Origin of the sequence: Emticicia sp. 21SJ11W-3, assembly GCF_024138715.1 — a bacterium.
Lineage (GTDB): Bacteria > Bacteroidota > Bacteroidia > Cytophagales > Spirosomataceae > Emticicia > Emticicia fluvialis.
Map to the genome: position 1 here is coordinate 786,114 of NZ_CP092074.1, position 23,733 is coordinate 809,846.

At 43.9% G+C, this 23,733-nt stretch carries 15 protein-coding genes; 11 read left to right on the forward strand and 4 right to left on the reverse strand.

Annotated features, from left to right (window positions below; genetic code table 11):
* The first annotated feature begins 102 nt into the window (after positions 1-102).
* The 10 genes from MB380_RS03260 to MB380_RS03305 all read left to right on the forward strand — a co-directional run bounded on the left by MB380_RS03260 (position 103) and on the right by MB380_RS03305 (position 17,938).
* Positions 103-3,279: a TonB-dependent receptor gene (locus tag MB380_RS03260; RefSeq protein WP_253533285.1), complete on the forward strand. Its 3,177-nt coding sequence runs from the start codon at positions 103-105 to the stop codon at positions 3,277-3,279.
* Positions 3,280-3,343: 64 nt separating this feature from the next.
* Positions 3,344-5,140, forward strand: a complete 1,797-nt coding sequence (locus MB380_RS03265) for a RagB/SusD family nutrient uptake outer membrane protein (RefSeq protein WP_253533287.1) — start codon at positions 3,344-3,346, stop codon at positions 5,138-5,140.
* A gap of 92 nt (positions 5,141-5,232) precedes the next feature.
* Complete coding sequence (locus MB380_RS03270) at positions 5,233-8,838, forward strand: VCBS repeat-containing protein (protein WP_253533289.1); 3,606 nt, start codon at positions 5,233-5,235, stop codon at positions 8,836-8,838.
* Positions 8,839-9,132: 294 nt separating this feature from the next.
* The gene (locus MB380_RS03275; RefSeq protein ID WP_253535519.1) at positions 9,133-10,803 is read left to right on the forward strand and encodes a carboxylesterase/lipase family protein; all 1,671 of its coding nucleotides are present in this window, start codon (positions 9,133-9,135) and stop codon (positions 10,801-10,803) included.
* 81 nt (positions 10,804-10,884) lie between these two features.
* Entirely contained in the window at positions 10,885-11,814 is a 930-nt protein-coding gene (locus tag MB380_RS03280; protein WP_253533291.1) for a sugar phosphate isomerase/epimerase, read from the forward strand.
* Positions 11,815-11,993: 179 nt separating this feature from the next.
* On the forward strand, positions 11,994-12,869 hold the full coding sequence (locus MB380_RS03285; RefSeq protein WP_253533293.1) for an esterase family protein: 876 nt from the start codon (positions 11,994-11,996) through the stop codon (positions 12,867-12,869).
* A 12-nt stretch (positions 12,870-12,881) separates the two neighbouring features.
* A complete protein-coding gene (locus MB380_RS03290) occupies positions 12,882-13,760 on the forward strand; it encodes an esterase family protein (protein WP_253533295.1) in 879 nt (292 codons plus the stop codon).
* A 278-nt stretch (positions 13,761-14,038) separates the two neighbouring features.
* Positions 14,039-14,569: a gluconate 2-dehydrogenase subunit 3 family protein gene (locus tag MB380_RS03295; protein WP_101727376.1), complete on the forward strand. Its 531-nt coding sequence runs from the start codon at positions 14,039-14,041 to the stop codon at positions 14,567-14,569.
* A gap of 39 nt (positions 14,570-14,608) precedes the next feature.
* A complete protein-coding gene (locus tag MB380_RS03300) occupies positions 14,609-16,327 on the forward strand; it encodes a GMC oxidoreductase (RefSeq protein ID WP_253533297.1) in 1,719 nt (572 codons plus the stop codon).
* Positions 16,328-16,408: 81 nt separating this feature from the next.
* Positions 16,409-17,938: a VCBS repeat-containing protein gene (locus MB380_RS03305; protein ID WP_253533299.1), complete on the forward strand. Its 1,530-nt coding sequence runs from the start codon at positions 16,409-16,411 to the stop codon at positions 17,936-17,938.
* Between the two features lie 39 nt (positions 17,939-17,977).
* Here the strand turns inward: MB380_RS03305 and MB380_RS03310 are convergent, their stop codons facing one another.
* The 3 genes from MB380_RS03310 to MB380_RS03320 form a co-directional block, all read right to left on the reverse strand.
* On the reverse strand, positions 17,978-18,685 hold the full coding sequence (locus tag MB380_RS03310) for a hypothetical protein (protein WP_253533301.1): 708 nt from the start codon (positions 18,683-18,685) through the stop codon (positions 17,978-17,980).
* 248 nt (positions 18,686-18,933) lie between these two features.
* Positions 18,934-20,055 (reverse strand): P1 family peptidase, encoded by a 1,122-nt coding sequence (locus MB380_RS03315; protein WP_253533303.1) that lies wholly within the window; start codon positions 20,053-20,055, stop codon positions 18,934-18,936.
* Between the two features lie 26 nt (positions 20,056-20,081).
* A complete protein-coding gene (locus tag MB380_RS03320) occupies positions 20,082-21,392 on the reverse strand; it encodes a hypothetical protein (protein ID WP_253533305.1) in 1,311 nt (436 codons plus the stop codon).
* Between the two features lie 140 nt (positions 21,393-21,532).
* Between MB380_RS03320 and MB380_RS03325 the strand changes: the two genes are divergently transcribed.
* A complete protein-coding gene (locus MB380_RS03325; protein WP_253533307.1) occupies positions 21,533-22,060 on the forward strand; it encodes a DUF2911 domain-containing protein in 528 nt (175 codons plus the stop codon).
* Between the two features lie 839 nt (positions 22,061-22,899).
* Here the strand turns inward: MB380_RS03325 and mtgA are convergent.
* On the reverse strand, positions 22,900-23,679 hold the full coding sequence (mtgA, locus tag MB380_RS03330; protein ID WP_253533321.1) for a monofunctional biosynthetic peptidoglycan transglycosylase: 780 nt from the start codon (positions 23,677-23,679) through the stop codon (positions 22,900-22,902).
* Positions 23,680-23,733: the final 54 nt, after the last annotated feature.

Consider the following 23,733-nt stretch of genomic DNA (forward strand, 5'->3'; position numbering starts at 1 on the left):
ATGAAAGATTAAGTTCTTTCCCCGGTTATGTTCTGTCATTAACGGCAGGATATACTGTTTTTTACAATTAATTTTTAATTTTTAACCAAACAAAACAAGCGTATGAAAGAAAACTACTTTGTACCCATTAGGGGTGCTCTGATTTGTGGCGTACTTTGGCTAATGTCCATTGTAGCTTTTGCCCAAAAATCTGTTAGTGGTAAGATAAGTGATCCAAAAGGTGAGGCGATCCCTGGTGCCAGTATTTCATTAAAAGGAACTACTACCGGAACCATTTCGGATGCTTCAGGAAATTACAAAATTAATGTTCCAACCTCTGGTGGGGTGCTTGTGGTGAGTTCGATTGGCTACAGAAATCAGGAAATTGCAGTCGGCAATCAGACAACCCTGAACATCGTATTAGAATCAGACGAAGCGGCTCTTGATGAGGTGGTTGTAACCGGTTATGGTACTCAGTCAAAAAGAGATATTACAGGCGCTGTAACAACAGTAAATGCAAAAGACCTTCAGTCGGTTCCTGCTACAACCTTTGCACAACAATTACAAGGGCGTGCATCTGGTTTGAGTATCGTTAACGACGCAACTCCCGGGGGTAATGCAACAGTACGTATACGTGGGTTTGGTACCATCGGTAATAATGACCCTCTGTTCATTATTGACGGTGTACCTACTGAAAATCAGGGTAACTTAAACCCCAATGACATTGAGACTATCCAGATTCTGAAAGATGCCTCTGCTTCTTCAATTTATGGTTCTCGTGCAGCTAACGGGGTAGTTATCATTACAACAAGAAAAGGTAAAATTGGTCCGGCTAAAATTAACTTCTCTGCTTATTATGGTTCACAGAAAGTTTCAGAAAATGTTGAGTCTCTGAATGCCAAGGAACTCGGACAATACCTTTATCTGGCTGATAAATATGCAGGCAAAACGCCTTCACACGGCCAGTACACTTATGGCCCTAATGGAGAAGTTACCATTCCTGATTACGTGTTTCCAAGTGCAGGTAAAGAAGGCGCTGCCAACACCAACCCTGCCTTGTATTCATTAACACCAGACAACATCTACGCCATTACTAAATCGGCAGATACCTACTGGTGGGGAGAACTTACCCGCACTGCGCCTATTCAAAACTATCAGTTATCGGCAAGTGGTGGTTCAGAAAACAGCCGCTATGCTTTGTCGGTAGGTTATTTCTCTCAGGACGGTGTGGTTAAATTTATCGGCTATGACCGTTACACTCTACGCTCAAATACTGAGTTCTCAGCCATTAATAAAAAACTGAGAGTAGGCGAAAACTTTACCGTAGCGCTTGATAACCGTAAAGGTGGTTTTAGCAACAACGAAGAGCAAAATGCGGTTTCTGGTTCATACAAACACCATCCGTTGCTTCCGATTTATGACATCAATGGTTTCTTTGCGGGTTCTCGTGGTGCCAACCTGGGTAACAACTCTAACCCTTATGCAACTTTGGCGCGTCAGGCTGATAACAGAAGATACAGACTGAGAGGGTTCGGTAATATTTACGGTGAATACGATATCCTTCCGTTCCTTACTTTCAAAACCAGCTTAGGTATTGATATTGTTGGTGAAAACGGTAAATATATCAGCCGTGCTAACCCTGAGTACATTGAAGGTAGCTTCAACAACGGTTCAGAATCTAACACCAGCTACGACTACCAATGGGTATGGCAAAATACCTTATCGTTCAGCAAAGTGTTTGATAACGTACACAAAGTGGATGCTTACATAGGTACTGAGGCCATCAAACAATTTGGCGAATACTTTGGTGCAACCCGTAATGGCTATGCTTTTGAAACCTTACCGATTATCAGCTACCTTGATCTTGGAGATCCAACCAGAGTTGGTAACTATGGCCGTGTTGGTAACGACTACACCCTGTCATCGCAGTTCGGTAAATTCAACTATGCTTACAATGATAAATACCTTGTTCAGGCGATTATCAGAAATGACGCCTCTTCACGTTTCTTGTCAGCATCACGTAACGCGCTTTTCCCTGCGTTCAGTTTAGGATGGCGTTTGTCTGAAGAGAAATTCATTTCAGGTAACCTGCCTTTTGTTTCAGACTTGAAACTTCGTTTCGGTTGGGGTAAAACCGGTAACCAGAAAATTGGTAACTACAACGCCTATACTACTTATCGTTCTGATATTTACCATGCAGGGTATCCTATTGATGGTAGCCAAACTACTCCGACAATCGGTTACGATACACAAGCATTTGGTAACCCTAAAGCAAAATGGGAAGCTACAACCTCAACTAACATTGGTTTAGATGCGTCGTTCTTCAAAGGTAAATTGAACTTTGAAATCGATTTGTGGAAACGTGTAACGTCTGATATGTTATTCACTACTCCATTAACTTTCACAGTGGGTGATGCTAACGCTCCGGCTTTCAACGTAGGGCAGATGACAAACAAAGGTCTTGATATTGGTATTAACTATAAAAACAGCATCAATAACTTCCGTTATAGCATTTCTGGTAACTTGTCAACTTACAGAAACAACGTAGACCAACTAGATGCAAGCCCTAACACTCGTTATTTCGGATATGGTTCTCGCGTACCAGCTGTTACTTTAACTCAGGCTGGCTTACCAATCTCATCATTCTACGGTTACAAAATTCTGGGTATCTTCCAGACACAAGCAGAAGCAGATGCTTGGCCTAAATATGAAGACTACAACAAACCTGGTAAATTTAAAGTGGCTGACATTAACGGAGACGGAAAAATCACGGATGCTGACCGTACCATTATCGGTAACCCTCACCCTGATTTCGTTTACGGTTTGAACCTGAACCTTGGTTACAAAGCGTTTGACCTGACTATTTTTGCCAACGGCACACAAGGTAACGATGTCTTTAACTATACCCGTTATTTCTCTGATTTCAATACTTTCCAGGGTAACCGTTCTAAACGCGCATTGTACGATGCATGGCAACCAAACCATACTTCAGGTACTGTACCTATTATGGATGCCAACGACCAGGTTAGTAGCCGTCCTTCAAGCTATTTCATTGAAGATGGATCGTATTTCCGTATCAAAAATGTACAGTTAACATATAATCTGCCTTCAAAAGTTGCTAAGAAAACAGCTTTAGACAATGCACAGATTTACCTTCAGGTTCAGAACTTAGCTACATTTACCAAGTATACCGGTCTTAACCCTGAGATTCAGACAGGATCCGATAATACGCTAGGTTTTGATGGTGGATACATGCCTGTATCAAGAACATTTATTGTAGGTGTTAACTTTGGTTTCTAATTAGAGTAGCAGTAAAAATTAAAAGCCAACACATTTATTACATTTAAACAAATACAATTCAAATATGAAAAGTAACAATATTGTTAAAATATTTCTGGCAACAGGACTAACGGTAGGACTCGCAGTTGGATGTAGCGATGAATTCCTTACCCGCGAGCCACAAGCCCAATACAGCCCTACCTCGCTGAAAACAGCTAAAGGTGTTGAAGGCGTATTATTGGGAGCCTATGCAATGATTGACGGAACAGGGCTTGACGGTCAGGACGCCTGGAATAATGATATCCATAACTGGGTTTTTGGTGGTATCCCATCAGATGATGCCTACAAAGGTACTGACGCCGGTGACCAACCTGAGCAATCGTTCCTTGAAAAATGGGACTTCCAACCTACCAATAACCACATCAAAAACAAATGGAGAGGTTTATTTAAAGGTGTGGCACGTGCCAATGACGTAATTAATACCCTTGCTGATGTGAAGGATATTACTGACGCCAGAAAAGCACAGATTCTGGCTGAAGCGAAGTTCCTTAGAGCTTTGTTCCATTTTGAGGCTAAGAAAATGTGGAAGAATATTCCGTACATTGACGAGAAAATCTTCAATCTTAACGACCTTGAAAGTACCAAAGTACCTGTAGATGCAAACGCATGGGCAAAAATTGAGAAAGATTTTGCTGACGCCGCATCGGTTCTTCCTGCAACACAGGCCCAGGTAGGCCGCCCTACCAAATGGGCTGCCAAGGCTTTTCAGGCTAAGGCTTTGATGTTCCAGGGCTTTGATATCAGCACTGGCGCGGCTAATACAGCTAAACTTACAGCGGCCAAAGCACTTTTGGAAGAAATTGTAAACAGCGGTAAATTCAGATTGGTTGATGTGTACAGAGATAACTTTGATGCAAGCACGCGTAACAACGCTGAGTCAATCTTCGAAGTACAGTTTGCTTCTTCAAGCGCTACCGGCGACGCCGCCAACCAAGGTGTAGGTCTGGCTCACCCTTATGCGTCTCCTTGGGGATGTTGCGGGTTCTACCAACCATCACAAAACCTGGTGAATGCATTCAAGACAAGTTCAGACGGATTACCATTAATTGATAATTTCAATGATTCTGACGTTAAAAACGACCAGGGCTTAAAATTGGAAGATCCATTCACTCCTTATGATGGTGCGCTTGACCCTCGCTTAGACCAGACAGTTGGTCGTCGTGGTATCTTGTTTATCGACTACAAAATTCATAATGTAGACTTTATCCGTGACCAAACTTATGCGGGTCCGTACTCGCCTAAAAAACACATTCCTTCTAAGGCATTTACGGGCGTAAACGGTTGGGGTAACTTAACCAGCAACAACTACCGTATTATGCGTTATGATATGATTTTGCTTTGGTTGGCAGAGTGTGAAGTGGAAGTAGGTAGCCTTGAAAAAGCAAGAGAGTTGGTTAACATGATCAGAACCCGTGCAGCTAACCCTGCCGGATTTGTTCAGAAAGCTACTCAGGGTGCAACACGTGACGCTTACACGCTTGTTTATGATTCACAAGGCAATCCTGTACCTGCTGCTAATTATGTAATTAAAAACTATACCTCCCCCTGGACCAGCAAAGATGTTGCCCGTAAAGCGGTTCGTTTTGAAAACCGTCTGGAGTTTGGTATGGAAGGACACCGTTTCTTTGACCTCGTAAGATGGGGTATTGCTGCCGATGTATTGAACAAATACAATGAGGTAGAAGCTAACAAACGTGTTTATAAGAAAGGTGCCAGATTTGTTAAAGGTAAAAACGAGTTTTATCCAATTCCGCAAGAGGCTATCGACCGTTCAGAAAAAGACGGCAAGCCAACTTTGGAGCAGGATCCGGCTTACAAATAATTTTAATGTGATTGTTTTAGAAAAAAAAGTTTATTTTTACAGAGATGGTAGCTTTGCCATCTCTGTTTTTTTTAATACTACCTGATTTTGTAATGAAACTACATTCTATTAGCCCACTTTTTGTAAAATCCTTGCTTTTGCTTTTAGTACCCTTTGCTTTTTCGTGCAGTAAGAAAACAGATACTGTTTTTAGTAAACTACCAGCCGACGAAACGGGTATTCAGTTCTCAAACCGTATTACTGAAAATGATACGATGAACATTGTATCGTTTGAGTATATCTACAACGGTGGTGGAGTAGCCATTGGCGACTTCAACGCTGATGGTAAACCAGACGTCTATTTTACAGGTAATCAGGTTCCGAATAAATTGTACCTGAACGAAGGTCTGGATGCCAAAAATAAACTTAAGTTTAAAGATGTAACTGCCGAGGCCAAAGTAAGTGGCGAAGGCCGCTGGTGTAATGGTGTTTCGGTGGTTGATATTAATAATGATGGCCTGCCTGATATTTATGTTTCTGCCTCAGTAAAGAAAGTGGCCAGCCAACGTGCCAATATGTTATATGTGAATCAGGGCGTAGGGCGGAACGGTGTTCCATCGTTCAAAGAAATGGCGGCTGATTACGGAATTGCAGATACTACACACACAACCAATTCGGTGTTTTTTGATTATGATAACGATGGCGACCTCGATTTGTACATATTGGTAAATCAGATGGAAGACATCAATGTACCTAATATGTACCGCGAAGCACTGAAAGACGGAAGCTCTAAACGCACCCACCGGCTTTATAGAAACGATTGGGATGAAACCAGAAAGCACGCCTATTTTACCAATGTATCAAAAGAAGAAGGTATTCTCGTTGAAGGCTTTGGTCTGGGGGTTAATATTACAGACATCAATCAGGACGGCTGGAAGGATATTTATGTTACCAATGATTTCCTTACCAACGACCTGCTCTATATAAATCAGCACAAAGATGGCAGGCATACAGGTTTTACCGAGCAAGCGGCCAGTTACTTTAAGCATACCTCATATTCGGCTATGGGCAACGAAGTGGCCGACATCAATAATGACGGCCTGGTAGATATTATTGCGCTTGACATGATGCCCTTTACCAACAAGCGGAAGAAAATGATGACCATGGCCAATAACTACCAGACTTTTCAGAATAACGACCGCTTTCATTATGTTTATCAGTATCCGCGCAATACGCTTCAGGTAAATCAGGGTAAAGACCCTGTAACAGGCAAGCCAATTTTCAGTGAAGTAGGCCTGTTATCAGGTGTAGCACAAACCGACTGGAGCTGGACACCCATGGTAGTAGATTTTGATAACGATGGCCTCAGAGACATCATCATTACAAATGGTTTTCCGAAGGATATCACCGACCTCGATTTTATGGCTTACAGGCAATCAGTGTCTCATCTGGCTTCGGCTTCTTATCTGAGTGACTATATCCCTTCTGTAAAAATTCAGAACTTTGCCTATCATAACAAGGGGAATTTTCAGTTTGAAGACGTAACCAAAAAATGGGGAATGGCCGAGCCTTCATTTTCTAACGGAGCCGCCTATGCTGATTTGGATAATGACGGAGACCTGGATTATATTGTTAATAACATTGACGACTCCGCCTCAGTTTACCAGAATAACTCAATTCAGCTAAAACCGCAGGAAAGCAATTACCTGAGGGTGAGCTTTAAAGGCAATACCCCGAATCTGATGGGTTTGGGTGCATGGGTTGAAATTGAATATGATAACGGCAAAAAGCAGGTATATGAGCATACGCCTTATCGTGGATACCTGTCGTCGGTTGAACCGGTGGCTCATTTTGGACTGGGTAAAATTCAGAAAATTGACCAACTCAAAATTACCTGGCAGAGCGGTAAAATCCAGATTCTGAAAAATATTAAGACCAACCAGGTTTTAAACCTCAAAGAAAGTGACGCCTCGGTGCATCCGGCAGAGGCTAAAACAAGTCAGCCGGTTTTGTTTACTGACATCAGCACACAACTGCAGGTGCCTTATAAACATGAGGAAGAAGACTACATAGATTTTAACGTACAGAAACTCTTGCCACACAAACTCTCGCAGTATGGCCCTGCCATTGCCGTTGGCGATGTAAATGGAGACGGATTGGAAGATATGTTTGTGGGCGGCTCTAAATTTCGTAAAGGTAGATTCCTGATTCAGAACAAGGATGGTAAATTTAATGTGCAGGACTGGCTACCCGGCGAAGAAGGCTTTAAAAAACCGCAGGAAGACGCCGGCGTTTTACTGTTTGATGCCGATAACGACAAAGACCTTGACCTGTACATTGTAAGTGGTAGTTATGAGTTTAAACCAGATGCACCCGAACTGCAAGACAGGCTCTATATAAATGATGGGAAAGGGCATTTTACATTAAACACAGAGGCCTTGCCGGCGTTTCTGAAAAGCGGCTCTTGTATAAAAGCGGCAGACTTTGACCATGACGGAGACCTTGATTTGTTTGTGGGCGGCAGAGTTGAGCCTAACGCTTATCCGAAACCTGTTTCAAGCTATGTTTTAAGAAACGACAGCCGTAACGGGCAACCTAAGTTTACGAACGTAACAGCCAGTTTAGCTGCGGGTTTACAGAATATAGGCCTGGTTTGTGATGCCGTTTGGAGCGATTATGACAACGATGGCTGGCCGGATTTGGTGCTGGTAGGAGAGTGGATGCCTGTAACCATTTTTAAAAACAATAAGGGCAAACTTGAGCCACTGGCTAAAAATGAGGGGCTGGCTGCCAAAATTGGCTGGTGGACAAGCATAACGTCAGGGGATTTTGATAATGATGGAGATATTGACTATATAGCCGGAAATTTAGGTCTGAATACCCTGATGCAGGCCAGTGATGCCCAACCGGTGGGTATTTATGCCAAAGATTTTAATAACGATGGTTTCTACGATGCCATTCCGACGGTGTATTTCCCTGATGATGAGGGCATACGGAAGGAATTCCCCTACAATACCCGCGATGACCTGGCCAAGCAGTTTATTCAGACACGCCAGCGTTTTCAGAACTACCAGAAGTTTTCTGAGGCTACGATTGATAAAATTCTGAAACCGGAAGAAATGAAAGATGCTTTGGTGCTGAAAGCCAACTGGATGAAAAGCTCATACATTGAAAATAAAGGCAATGGAAAATTTGAAGTAAGGGAATTGCCGATTCAGGCACAGTTTGCACCTTTAAATGGAATGGTTACCGGCGACTTTGACCAGGATGGTAATCTGGATGTGTTGATAGCAGGTAATGACTATGGTACCGAGGTGCTGGTAGGAAGACATGATGCCTTGAACGGATTGATGCTGAAAGGAGATGGCAAAGGTAATTTTACAGCCGTGCTACCCGAAAAAAGCGGCTATTGTGTAACCGGAGACGCCAAAGGACTGGTACGCCTGAAGAACGCCAAAGGCGAATTGTTATTGGTTGCCTCTCAGAACCGCGACAATCTGAAGTTTTTTAGTTCTAAAAATCTGGTAAGAACCATAGATTTATTGCCATCAGAAACGGCAGCTCTACTTACCTTGAAAAACGGTAAAGTAAGAAAAGAAGAAGCCGCTTATGGCTCATCTTTTCTGTCGCAGTCGTCGCGCAGTGTCATCATTCCTTCTGATGTTTCACAGGTAGAAATTCTTGATAACTCAGGAAAAAAACGGATAATAAAACCATAAAACAAATCATTAACTGAGGGCCGGTAATGCTGCATTACCGGCTTTTTTTGTTTATATGCGTACATGTGTTATTGTTACATTATGAATCAATGGCTGTGATTGTTATAATGGCATATTAGAAAAATCATATATTGGGCTTTTTGGTATTACATTATCGTCATAAAATCTTCTTTTATATGCTGATTCTTGGCATAAGTCGATTCTTCAACTGTATTCAATTAACTGGGTTGTAAATTGAAAAGTATTTCAGCCAAACCTGATATACCATCCATCATTCAACTGAAACAAAACTATATGAAATCTAACAGAAGAAACTTTATTCAGAAACTCGGGTTAGGTGCAGCCGGGGTAGGTACAATGGGTATGGGCAGTGCTATGCCCTTAACTGCCCATGCGCAAGCGTTCGGAATTAAAGAAAAAGACGATGAACAGATATTGTTTGTAGGTGATAACATAGCTGTGGCCAACACAAGTTATGGCAAAATAAGAGGCTATATTTTAAGAGGTATTCATACTTTTCTGGGTATTCCTTATGGCGCAGATACAGGCGGCGAAAACCGTTTTATGCCTCCGCAAAAACCAAACCCCTGGGCCGGTATCAAGCCAACCGTTTGGTGGGGTAATACGGCTCCGCAAATAATGGAAAAACGCTATGCCGATCAGTATGCCTCTTTTGTTGACCACTGGAATTATGATGATGTGAGCGAAGACTGCTTGCGCATAAATGTCTGGACACCGGCTCTGGACACCAAAAAAAGACCTGTAATTGTATGGCTACATGGTGGCGGCTTTGTAAACGGAAATGGTATTGAGCAGGATGGATACAATGGCGAAAACATCAGCCGCCTGGGAGACGTGGTTTTTTGTTCGCTCAACCATCGCCTTGGGTCTCTGGGTTTTACCAATCTGGCTGGTGTAGCCGGTAGCAGGTTTGCTGCATCTGGCAATGTAGGTATGCTTGATATCGTAGCGGCATTAGAATGGGTTAAAGAAAATATTGCCAATTTTGGCGGAGACCCCGGCAATGTAACTATCATTGGGCAGTCGGGTGGTGGTGCTAAGGTATGCACCCTGATGGCCATGCCTTCTGCCAAAGGGTTGTTCCACAAGGCTGTGGCATTAAGCGGTACAACCCTGAGCGGTGTCAATAAAGAATATGCCGAAAAACTAGGCGCAGTTGTGCTAAAAGAGGCAGGTCTGGGGCCAAACGAGGTAGGCAAACTACAGCAGATTCCGTGGAGACAATACATTGATATAGCCAACCGTGCAGTGGCCTCTTTGGCTGACGAAGCCAAAAGACTTAACCTGCAAAGAGGCGGCTACGCTCCTGTGGCAGACGGGCAGTTCCTGAGCGATAAACCCTTCTTCTCAGACGCCGGACATTTTTCGGCTGATGTACCTCTTATCATTAGTACTACTTTCAACGAGTTTGCCCCAAGCAGAACGGACGCTTCTCTGGAGAAAGTAACGCTGGCAGATGTACAAGAAAAGCTAAAACCCAGATTTGGTGATAAATCGGCTGATATTGTAGATGCCTATTCAAACGCATTTAAAGATAAAAAACCCATTGAAATCTGGTCAATGATTATTAGCAACCGGAAAAACGCCATCGCAGCAGCCGATGCCAAGGCGTCTCAGAAGGCGCCGGTATATGTTGCCTGGTTTGGCTGGCAGCCTCCGCTGTTTGATGGCCGCATGAGGGCGTTCCATTGTGACGACATCTGTTTCTGGTTCTATAATACAGACCTGATGCTTACCCACACCGGTGGTGGGGCAAGGCCACGGCGGTTGTCAGAAAAAATGGCGAAATCTTTTCTGAATTTTGTTCGCACAGGTAACCCGAACGGTGGTGGCCTGCCTGCATGGGCACCTTACACTTCTGCCAAAGGCGAGACCATGATTCTGGATGACGTATGTATGCTTAAAAACGATCCGGATCGTGACGCCCGAAAGGCAATAGTTTAGATATAGAAAACGGATGCAGCTTATTGAGCGGTTTTTATCTGTAAAACATTGGTAATGAATATAAAATAAACTTTTAGAGTAATGTTAAACAGAAGAGATTTCCTTAGGAATTCAGGGGTATTAGCGCTCGGAGGCCTTGCATGGCAGGGTCAGGCAAAAGACCTGTTAAACTTCAAAACAAAATTTGAACCGGGCGTTCAGTTGTTTACCACTTTGTCAGTAATTGATAAAGACGTAAGCGGTACGCTTAAGCAGATAGCAGCTATAGGCTATAAAAATATTGAGTCGGCATTTAGCATGAAAGGCGGCTACTACGGCATGAAACCCAAAGAATTTGCCACACTGGTAAAAGACCTGGGCATGACCTGGCAGTCGCACCATGTAATGGGGGCTCCGTTCAGAATGCTTATGCCTGCACAAACCGACCCCAAAGCCCCTGCAAGACCAATGCCCAAACTGCCGCCAATAAAAGACCTGATGAACAATATGCAGGAAGTAGTAGACGATGCAGCCGAAGGCGGAGTGAAGTACCTGGTATGTGCTACCACCCCGGTTAAAACGCTCGATGAAGTAAAACAGTCGCTTGAAGTGCTGCAAAAAACAGGTGAGGCCTGTAAAAAAGCCGGTATTACCTTTGCTTTTCATAACCACAGCGCTGAGTTTGAGCCAGTTGAAGGCCAGTTGCCGTTTGATATTTTTGCCTCTCAAACCAGTGCTGATATATTGAAGTTTGAGCTTGACATCGCCTGGGCTATCAAGGCAGGTATAGACCCTGTGGCTTTGTTTGCCAAACATAAGGGGCGGTTCCCGCTCTGGCATGTAAAAGACCTTAGCAAAGACAAACAGATGCCTGTTGAAATTGGCAAAGGATACATTGATTATACACCTGTGTTTGCTGCAGCCAAAACAGCCGGAATGAAATACTATTTTGTTGAGCAGGATGGCGCTCCGTCGCCGGTTGATAACCTCACTACCAGCTACAATACCCTGAAAAAGGTAGTAGGGGCATAATTTCAAAACACTAATTACTCCCGACCCTGAACGAACGAACAGCCGTATTTGCTTGCAAAAGCAAAACGGCTGCATTCGTTTTTTGTATTAAACTGGTTTGAAATTGTTTTAAATTTGGATTGAAGCACAATCTCTTACTATATTTACTACGTATTCACCCTATAACCTTTACCTATGCAATGAAGCACACTTTTATTGTGTTGTTTGTATTTTTGTCCCTAACTGCATTGGCACAGAAAGGTACCGTAAAAGAAAGCCTTACCATCCCGAGTACCATTTTAGGCAAAGATGTAAAGTATAACATTTATCTGCCGGCAGACTACCAGGCGTCTAATCGTTCTTATCCTATACTCTATCTGTTACATGGTTTTGGTGATGATGAAACCGGCTGGGTTCAATTTGGTGAGGCCAACAGTATTGCCGACCGGATGATTGAAAACGGCGAAGCAGCACCTATGATAATTGCCATGCCTGATGGCGGAGTAACCGGATATGTGAACAGTTTTGATGGTAAAGTGCGCTACGAAGACTTTTTTATCAATGAGTTTATTCCATACATAGAGTCTCACTACAGAGTACGAAGTCAAAAACGGTATCGTGCCATTGCCGGGCTCTCAATGGGGGGCTATGGTACCCTGATTATGTCAACCAAACATCCTGATTTATTTGCGGCTGCGGCCCCTCTTAGTGCCGGAGTACGCACCGACGACGAAGTACTTGCCATGCCAGACGCCCAATGGGCCAGTTCTTATGCTCAGCGTTATGGCAGCAATCTGGTTGGGGCAGCCCGTTTAAACGCGCATTATCAGAAGAATTCAATCCTTAAAATTGTTGAGACGGCTAATCCTGACGAAATCAAAAAAGTGCGTTATTATATTGATTGCGGCGACGACGACTTCCTTATTAAAGGTAATATGGCCCTGCATGCACTGATGATTGATAAAAAAATACCACATGAGTTCCGGGTTCGTCAGGGTGGGCATACCTGGACCTACTGGCGCACCGCATTGCCGGAGGTTCTGAAATTTGTGAGTGAAAGTTTCCATCAAAAATAATTGTTCAGTATCATGAAAAAACTAAATCTGCTTCTGCTGTTATTCATTTCAAGCCTTTCTTTTGCCCAGCAAGGCATAGTTAAAGAAAGTTTGAAACTAAAGAGTAGTATCTTAGGTAAAGATGTAAAGTATAATATCTACCTGCCTGCCGACTACGAGAAGAATAATCGTATGTATCCGGTGCTGTATCTGTTGCACGGCTATACCGATGACGAAACCGGCTGGACACAATTTGGCCAGACACCCGAAATTGCAGATAAAACCATTAATAGTGGCGATGCTCCACCCATGATTATTGTAATGCCAGATGCCGGGGTAAGCTGGTACATGAATTCGTTCGACGGAAAAACAAAATTTGAAGATTTTTTCATAAAAGAGTTTATTCCTTATATTGAAACCAGCTACCGGATACGTTCTAAAAGGGAGTTCAGAGCGGTAGCAGGTCTTTCGATGGGTGGTCTGGGAACGCTGCTCTATGCAACCAAGCACCCTGATATGTTTACGGCAGCAGCGCCATTAAGTGCAGCCGTTTGGACAGACGAAGAGGTGGTGTCGGGCAATCAGAATCAGGACCAATGGAATTATGTTTTCGGCGATTTATACGGTAAGAACCTGAAAGGCAAAGAACGCCTTACCGAGCATTATTACAAAAACGCTCCGATAAAGATTGTAGAAACGGCTAATGCCGAAGATCTTAAAAAAGTAAAGTTTTATATTGATTGCGGCGATGACGACTTCCTGATTAAAGGTAACATGGCCTTGCATGCCATGATGATAGACAAGAAGATACCACATGAGTTCAGGGTGAGAGATGGCGGGCATACCTGGTCTTACTGGCGAACAGCTTTGCCCGAGGTGCTGAAATTTGTAGGAGACAGTTTTCATCGGTAAGCATTTAAGCATTTAGTGAATGAGTGATTTAGTGATTGAGTGAATTAGTGAATGACGAATGAGTGAATGAGTGAATTAGTGAATGGTGAATCAGCGGATTGATAAATGAGCAATAAATACAATGGGTAGCTTGCCACAATGTAAACTGAGTTACAACCCTTCACAATTAAAACAATCACTCATTCACTCAATCACTCATTCACTAAATCACCAATCACTCAATAAATTTCCAGACGCGTTTTTTTTACATTATCCATATTATTTAATCTTAATCTATAATGAATCGTAGAGAAGCTGTTCAGAGACTTACCCTCTTAGTAGGTGGGGTATTATCTCCGCCGGTAATAGCTGGCGTAATGGGACAAGTACTTAATACCGGCGAAAGCGTTGCTATTACCGCCGACCAGGAGGCATTGGTAGCAGAAGTGGCCGATGTCATCATCCCGACAACAGATACTCCGGGCGCAAAAGCAGCCGGAGCAGAGAAATTTATTGTCAGAGTAATGCGCGATTGCTATGTGAAAGAAGACCAGGATAAGTTTTACGCAGGTCTTGCCAGGTTGGATGCCGACAGCAAAACCAAATATGGTAAAAACTTTATGAGCCTGAGCGTTGCCGAAAAGAATGAAATGGTAAAACAAACCATGACAACCGACAAGGCTTTCTTCTTAAGAATGAAAGAACTAACCACCGTAGGTTATTTTACCTCTGAAATTGGCGCTACGCAGGCATTAGCCTATTTGCCGATACCGGGTAGATTCGATGGAAGTGCGCCTTATAAACCCGGCCAGAAAACCTGGGCCATTTAATTCTTAACCTATTCACAGTTAAACGTACCGACAAATCAAATGAACTTAAATATAGATGCTATTAAAGCCCAGACCTACGACGCCATCGTGATTGGCTCGGGTGTTACCGGTGGTTGGGCAGCAAAAGAACTGACAGAAAAAGGCCTGCGTGTAATTATGCTTGAAAAAGGCAAACAGCTTGAGCACGTAACCGGTTATGAAAACGCCATGAAAGACCCATGGCAGATGCAATATAACGGCCGCCTGACCATTGCGCAGAAGGAATCTCATCCGAAATTGTCGCGCGATTACCCTTATAATGAAATGACAGAAAAGTACTGGATGAACGATTCAGACTCTATGTATAAAGAAGATAAAAGATTTGACTGGTTTCGTCCGGGTATTGTAGGTGGTAAATCTATTATGTGGGGGCGTCAGTCGTATCGTTGGAGTGACCTTGATTTTGAAGCCAACCTAAAAGACGGAATTGCCGTTGACTGGCCCATCCGTTATAAAGATGTGGCACCGTGGTACTCTTATGTAGAAAAATTTGTGGGTATATCTGGCGAAAAACTGAATCTGCCTCAATTGCCTGATAGCGAGTTTCTGCCTCCGATGGAAATGTACTGGGTAGAAAAAGAAGTGCGTAAACGCATTGAGAAGAACTTCCCGGGCAGGCACATGACCATTGGCCGTGTGGCTAACCTTTCTGAGGCAGCCAAAGCACAATTGGGTATCGGCCGTACCTCATGCCAGTACCGTAACAAATGTTCTTTGGGGTGTCCGTATGGCGCCTATTTCAGTACGCAGTCTTGTACATTGCCTCCGGCAGCTAAAACTGGTCGCCTTACCTTGCGTCCTGATTCGGTTGTAACCGAAATCATCTATGATGAGAACAAAAAACGTGCAACAGGCGTAAGAGTAACCGATGCCGTTACGCTTCAGCCAACCGAATATTATGCTAAAATAGTATTTGTTTGTGGTAGCGCTTTGGGTTCAACTTCTATTATGCTTAACTCAAAATCTAACCGTTTCCCTAACGGGTTGGGTAATGACTCAGGCCAGTTGGGTCATAACCTCATGGACCACCACTTCCGCACAGGTGCATCGGGTATCTATGAGGGTGGCCTTGATAAATACTCTTATGGCCGCCGTGCCAACGGTATTTATGTGCCTCGTTACCGCAATATTGGTACCGACAAACGTGAGTACCTGCGTGGTTTCGGTTATCAGGGTGGTGCCGGGTCTGGTCGTCAGGGATGGCAGCGCAACGTAGCCGAATTGAGCTTCGGTGCAGAATATAAAAACGAAGTTACCCAACCTGGCGCATGGACAATGGGCTTGAGTGGTTTTGGTGAAACCCTGCCCTATTATGAAAACAGAATGTATCTGCACCCTACCGAAAAAGACAAATGGGGTATGCCAATAGTGGTGTTTGATGCAGAGTTGAAAGAAAACGAGAAAAAAATGCGCATTGATATGCTGAACGATGCCAAAGAAATGTTGGAAAGCGCAGGCGTTAAAAACGTAAGAGGCTACGACAACGGCTCTTATCTGGGCATGGCCATTCATGAAATGGGTACCGCCCGTATGGGTAGAGACCCTAAAACTTCAGTAGTAAATGCCAATAATCAGATTCATGATGTGAAAAACGTATTTGTAACCGACGGAGCCTGTATGACCTCGGCCTCATGCGTTAACCCATCGTTAACCTACATGGCGCTTACTGCCCGTGCAGCAGATTTTGCTGTGAAGGAGCTGAAGAAGAAAAACCTATAATTGCCTTGATAACAGGTGTTTTTTTAACCTCTCCGGCATGATGCAGGAGAGGTTAATTTATTAATAAATAAGATTGACACAATGAACCTATTCAGGATAATAAGCTTTCTGTCTTTTTTTAGTTTATTATTTGCCATGAGCTGCAACAACCAGCAGGATGCCAGCCAGAGTACCGGTGAGCAACTGGCCAGAAAACATTGTGCATCATGCCATTTGTTTCCTGAACCTGAACTACTGGATAAGTCGGCCTGGCAGCAAGGTGTGTTGCCCGAGATGGCGCTGCAACTGGGCTTTCAGATGAACGGAGGTAAGATTTACCCCGATGTACAGCTGGAAACCAACGGAGACTCAAGCTATTTTGTCAGCAAATCGGCCATGAGTATTGAAGATTGGGAGTTGCTGGTAAAGTACTATGTTGATAACGCACCCGAAAAATTAAAGCCACAGAACCGCCCACCTATCAAAGATATTACCGGGTTATTTGAGGTACGTGCGCATTATGCCAGAAAAGGCAGTTTCCCCTCAACAACCTATATCAGAATTGACGAGGGCAACCAGCAGATTTATGAAGCCAGCCTGGCTGATAGTTCGCTGAATGTATTGGATAAAAATCTGAAAGAAGTTTCGGCCAGAAAAATTGATGCCACAATTGTAGATATCGACTTTGATGGAGACCTGAAAAAGCCCGGTAAACGCAGTGGTTTTATGAGTAGTATCGGCATCTTGCATCCTAACGATTTACGGACAGGCAAATTACTTGATCTTAACGCCACAGCCCAGACCCCGCCGTTGATTGACAACCTGCAAAGACCCGTACAAAGCCTTGCTGTTGATATGGATAACGACGGTTGGAAAGACCAGCTGATTTGTAGCTTTGGTAACACAAACGGGGTGCTGGCCTGGTATAAAAACCTGAACGGCAAGGGCTACGAAAAACGGGTAATAAGAGAGCTGCCCGGGGCCATTAAGGCCTATATTGCTGACGAAAACAAAGATGGCCTGCCGGATATTTGGGTTTTGTTTGCACAGGCACAGGAAGGTATATTTTTATTGTTGAATAAAGGTAATGGAAACTTTGAAACCAAAGAAATACTGCGGTTTCCGCCCGTTTATGGCTCTGCCTACTTTGAGTTAACCGATTTAAATAAAGACGGCCATAAAGATATTGTGTATGTAAGTGGAGATAACGCCGATTTCTCCAGAAACGTATTGAAGAATTATCACGGCATATACGGCTACCTGAACAACGGCAGATATGAATTTAAACAGGCTTTTTTCTTTCCTGTAAATGGTTGTTTTAAGGCTATTCCGGCTGATTTTGATAAGGATGGCGATGTAGACCTGGCAGCGATATCGTATTTTCCGGATAGAAAAAATCAACCCACCGAAGGCTTTGTGTATCTTGAAAATCAGGGGAACTTCAATTTTAAACCTTATACGATTAAAGAGGTGAAATCTGGCAACTGGTTGCTATTGGATGCCGGAGACCTGGATGGCGATGGCGATAAAGACCTGGTAATTGGCAGCCTTGATTTGAACAAACAAAACCGGAATGGGTCTCGGAGAGATACCTCGTTTCTGTTATTAACAAACAAGCTGATAAAAAAATAACCATAAGGGCAGGTTTTTGTACGCTGCCCTTATAATTTATTAATTGCAGCCTTTGGTGTAGGCGTGCAGGTGTTCGTCAAATTTTATCCAGCTATGGTTGCCTTTTAGTTTATCAACCAGTTGAGGGCAGTCTTTGTATAGCACGGCATACGCCTCTTCATAATCTTTCTTTTTCAGTTTTAAGGCTGCGGCATCACCTATCTTTACATAGTAAGATTTGTTAACTTCATCTTCAATGGCAAAACCATTTTTAAATTCCATAGTTCTGGTTGAAACCCCCAGCGGATTATGAAATACCTTGATTTTCTCGCTGAATGTCGGGTTTACCAATTGCAGCAGTAGTTGGTCTATTTTTGCATGATTGGCAATACTGGTTTTTTCAAAATAAGCATAGCCCTGTTGTATCACCTCATTGTTTACGCCTTTTCCCCTCCATTTGCGTGGATCGAAAGTCAGGTTTATGGCATTATTTATCTTGTTGAATTGGCTGATGGGCAAATACATCGCTGTAATGCTTTCTGCTTTTACTTTGGTCTTTTTGCTTTCTCCGCTCGGCTTTAGCACAAGGCTCTGGATAAGTCCGTTTTTTTGATTGACCGAACTGACGGTTCCTTCCAGCGTGTTGCCGTCTGCCAGATAAATGTAGGCGGTCTCCTGGGTAGAAAACTGCTCATAAGCCGGTGTAAACAACTGGCCAAATGCGGTGGTGCAGCTTAGTAAACTTAAAAGCAATACTATCTTTTTCATAATTGTTTATAATTGTTGTTAATAAATAAAAGGTTTTGTTTCATCACTGCCTGATGCGGTGTTTAAGCAAGACAACCCTGATGCCCACTACCCCTATGTGGCGTTATGAAATTTTTTAAGATACAGAAAGCTAATGCCTGAGCATGGCTGAACACCACGGCTTTCCCATCAGGCTGTGCAAGATAGCCTGGCAGCGGTATGCAGGTAAATCAAACCTTTTTTAACGGCAGTATGGCCGTAGCGAGCGGTTATTTCAGCTTGTTGTATTTCCGGCTTAGTTCCAATACCTTGTCGGTAGGTAAAGCTTTGATGGTGCCGTTGGCGCCTTTGGTGGTTTGTGCGGCAAACATGGCATTAATGATGGCCTCTTCGGTGGCCTCAATGGCAGCCAGAAAGAGCGGAGATACGTCATCATTCCGCAGTTCAGTAGCTTCATAGAATCGGGTAGAAGCGTTATGAGCCACCCGTAATGGTTTGGCCGTTGAGAAAGCAATTACGTAGTCGCCACTTCCGTTAGAGGCAATGCCCCCGGTTTTGGCCAGCCCGAAGATGGCCCTTTTGGCCAGCCTTTCCAGATTACGCGCCGTAATGGGCGCATCGGTAGCCACTACTATCATACAAGACCCGTCGGCAGGGTCGTTCAGTTGGTCGTTCAAAAAATACTGGTTCAGTTCTTCACCCACAGGCACACCGTTTATTTGTAATACACCACCAAAATTGGTTTGCACAATTACGCCCACCGTATAGCCGCCAGATTTGGCAGGCAAAACCCTTGATGCCGTACCGATGCCGCCTTTCCAGCCGAAACAGACAGTGCCGGTGCCTGCACCCACGTTGCCTTCCTGCACTTTGCCGGTGGTGGCGGTTTCTATGGCTTTCAGTACGTGTGCTTTGGTAATGTGCCTGCCGGTTATGTCGTTCAGGTAGCTGTCGTTGGTTTCGCCGATAACCGGATTCACCGACCGCACCTTTTCGTTGCCTTTTTGTGCCAGGGTGTAGTCAATCACGGCGTCGGCAGCGGTGGGTACCGAAAGCGTATTGGTAAGCACAATGGGCGTTTCAATATTGCCTAGTTCCTGCACCTGGCTAATGCCCGTTAGCTTGCCAAAACCGTTGGCTACAAAAATGGCGGCAGGTACTTTATCCTGAAAAAGATTGCCCTCGTGCGGAACAACGGCCGTTACGCCTGTATGAATCTTCTCTCCGTCTGCCAAGGTGGTATGCCCAATTTTTACGCCGGCCACATCTGTTATGGCATTGTTGATGCCGGGTTTCATAACCCCTGTTTTGATGCCCAGTTCTCGAGGGCGTTTTTGTTGAGCTTCAACCGCTATGCTTAACAAAGGCAGAAAAAAGAGAAGTAGTTTCATACATTTAATCTATTAATTGGAAAGGCCTAACGGCCAAAAGTGTCTTCATAAATAACCTGGCCGTTGCCTCTTGAAAGTTTAACAGCATCTACAAGCCCTGCACCCTGAAACTGATACGTAAGGCCAATAATTTTGCTACCTGCGCCTTTATGGGGGAAATCGAACGCCAGTTTATTGTCTACAAATATTTTTACATGGTTATTGACTGCCTCACACCGAACTGCTACAAAGTGGTTGAAGTCAACCCCAAAACCTGATAAGTCGTTGGTTTTACCAGGTATTTCTTTGTCGATATAGAACAGGGTGTTTTCTGAAATACAACCTTTGGCCGACAGCCGGATGAGGATAGCCGAACCTTCGGTAAGCAGGCCTATTTCTGAATACTGGCAAACGGCTGCACCCTCTTTATAGGTGTTTTGTATGGTGGTTTCATAAATGAAACTATCAGTGCTGATGTCGCCGAAATCCTTCAGGTTCATGTATTGCACCGATGGCGCGGTGGGTTGCAGGTTGATATGCCGTGCCTCTATTTTTTCAACTGTCAATCCCAGTTTTCCGTCTTGAATTGCCTCCTGCTGTTTGAAATATACCGGAACAGGCTCCTGGTTTATCAGCGGCAGCCAGCCGTTGGTTTTTATAAAAAGCTGATGCTCTTTGATAACCTGATGGCCTACTACCAGCTTGGCCTGAAAAAAGCCCGGGTAATAATAGATAGAGGTATGCTGATGCTGATTGCGCGCAACACGGGTTCGTTTGGAGGAATCCCAGCTTTGTTGAATATACACCGAATCTTCAGGTGCTTTGGAGGCATCATAATCAAAAATAACTGAATTAGGTACGCCCGATGCCACCACTTTTTTGCTGCTGAATTGGTAATCGGCAGGGTTCAGCTGCGCTGATGTGTTTACGTCTTTTTTTGCAAGCAACAACCAGCCTACAATGCCTGTTGCCAGTAAAATGGGCAGAATAAACGAGAAAAGATACGGGCGTTTGCGTACCTCGGGTTTGTTGGCAGGTATTTGAGCCGCTGTAACGGCAGACGCCTGCTGTGGCATTTCGGCTGCCTGGTGCTGACGGAAATCCCGCCAGTTTTCAAAACCTGTGTACTGTGCCAGCGTGTTCAGGGTAGTGGCGGTAGGTGCAGACTCATACTTTACCTTGCCCCAGATGCGCTTCAACGTGGTGGGGCTGAGGGTTACAGAGGTAACATCAAATATCTGTTGTGATAACTCTTCAAAATCGCGGTTGCTCCATTGGGTGCTGTTTCCCCAGCCCAGTTTCTCTTCAATCAGGGTTTTGCATCGGGTTAGCAGTATGTCATCTGTATCGGTTTTCAAGCGTTTATGGGCTGTGGGGTGGTTTGAATAATCTTGAACAGACTTGAAAAGGCTATGAATAGAACCGTTGGCAGAGGCTTCATAAATTGTCAGGTCGATTCGGTGAATCAGTAATTAAATTCTAAAACACTAACAAAGCTATGCAAAAGAACACAAAAACAGGGGTGCTGGCAGCAGTTTTTTTCGCCTTCTTATTTCTTTCATTTGCTGCCTCTGCGCAGGACGACAAAGCCAAACGTCCGTCGCCGCCGGTTACGGCATCAGGCATTATCAATGGTAAAAGTGTAACTATTAACTATGGCCAGCCCTCAGTAAAAGGCCGCGAGATTTGGGGTAACCTGGTGCCTTATGGTGAAGTATGGCGTGCAGGTGCCAATGAGGCCACAACCATTGCGTTTGCTAAAGATGTAACCATTGAGGGCAAGACGCTTCCGGCTGGCAAATATGGTTTCTTTACCATACCCGGTGCCAACGAATGGACCATCATATTTAATAAAGTGCCTAACCAATGGGGAGCCTTTAAGTATGATGCCGCACAGGATGCCCTGCGTGTAACCGTAAAGCCTAAGCAAGCAAAGGCATTCAGCGAAAAGCTGTGGTATGCAGTGAACAAGCACTCAGTAACCCTGGCATGGGCAAACACCGAGGTAGCATTTGGGGTGAAGTAGGGTTGAGCCACTAAAGCGATCGAAACCAGTATTAGCCACCAGCGTAATTTACTTAGACCTGTACTTTCCGCACTTTATGTACTAAAGTGCGGAAAGTGCGGATTCGCACACCTCGCACAAGAGTGCGAATAGTGCGAGTTAGTACGACCCTTATTTCTTCATCAAATAGATTGATATTTTTATAATTAATTGATAATCAATACATTAAATGTTATATTTATGATATTATTGAAGATAGATTCTGTTTTGGAAGCCAATAACCGTACCAACCGCACACCTCGCACACCTCGCACAAGAGTACGAATAGTACGAGGCACTACATCATCAATTAATATGGATGTTTATAATTAATTGATAATCAATATATTAATTAATTTATCTATAATATTATAGAAGATAGATTCTGTTTTGGAAGATGATAACCGTACCAACCGTACTCTGGTACGGAAAGTACGGTTGGTACGGATTCGCACTAATCGCACCAATCGCACCAGAGTGCGATTCGTACGATTGGTACGATTATAATTTCTTAATTAGATAAATGAAATGAATTAAACTGAATTGGGTACTTTTTTTGTAACTATTTGATTATCAATAATTAATAATCAAAATAAATAATATAATTATTAAAGATAAGAGTGAGTAGCCTTTGTTCAGAAAACCATTAACCACACTTTCCGCACTTTCTGTACTCTGGTGCGGAAAGTGCGGAAAGTGCGATTAGTGCGATTAGTGCGGAATCGCACACCTCGTACACCTCGCACTATTCGCACACCTCGCACACCTCGCACAAGCGTGCGACTAGTGCGAGCTGCTTTGGCCGCTGATGCTGACTTATATCAAAACTGGCGTAGGTCTTTCAGATAAGATGGCCCACCCAAAGCCCGCATTTGCCGGGCAATTTGACTGGTTCGGCGAGCTACATAAGGCCCCGGATTCTGGATTGACCATTTCCTGGGGCTGGGCAATACGGCTGCTATCCGTGCGGCCTGTTCGCGGCTGATATTTTTGGCAGATTTATTAAAATACCGGTTAGAGGCCGCTTCAACGCCAAATGTCCTGTCGCCCATTTCTGCTACATTCAGATACACCTCCAGAATACGTTGTTTGCCCCAGATAAGCTCTATCAGTACTGTAAAATATACCTCAATGGCTTTACGGATGTAGCTGCGGGTTTGCCATAGAAAAACGTTTTTGGCCACCTGTTGCGAAATCGTGCTGGCACCTCGTATCTTCCGGCCTTTCAGGTTACGGTTAAAGGCGGTTTTCATTGACCCGAAATCAAACCCGTAATGGTCAGGGAAAAGCTGGTCTTCGGCAGCCACCACCGCTAAGGGCATTTCTTTTGATATTTTGTCATACGAAACCCACTGGTAATGTATCTCGCTGTCTTTTCCTTCGGCAATGGCTTCTATTTTTCTTGTCAGCATGGTAGCCGTAAAAGGCACAGGTACAAACTTGAAAAGCACTACGGCACTGATGCTTGAAACAAAGAAAAAGATAACAAACCTGACCAGCGTACGTTTCAGCCTTACCCATACGGAGGCGAGCCTGGGCCTGGCCGCAGCTTTTGATTTTTTAGGGGCCGGAGTTTTACTTCTGAATGTATTCTTAGCCATGTGTCAGGTTAAGTTTTGTAAGGGTATTGCACTTTTTTATGCAAAAATCGTAAA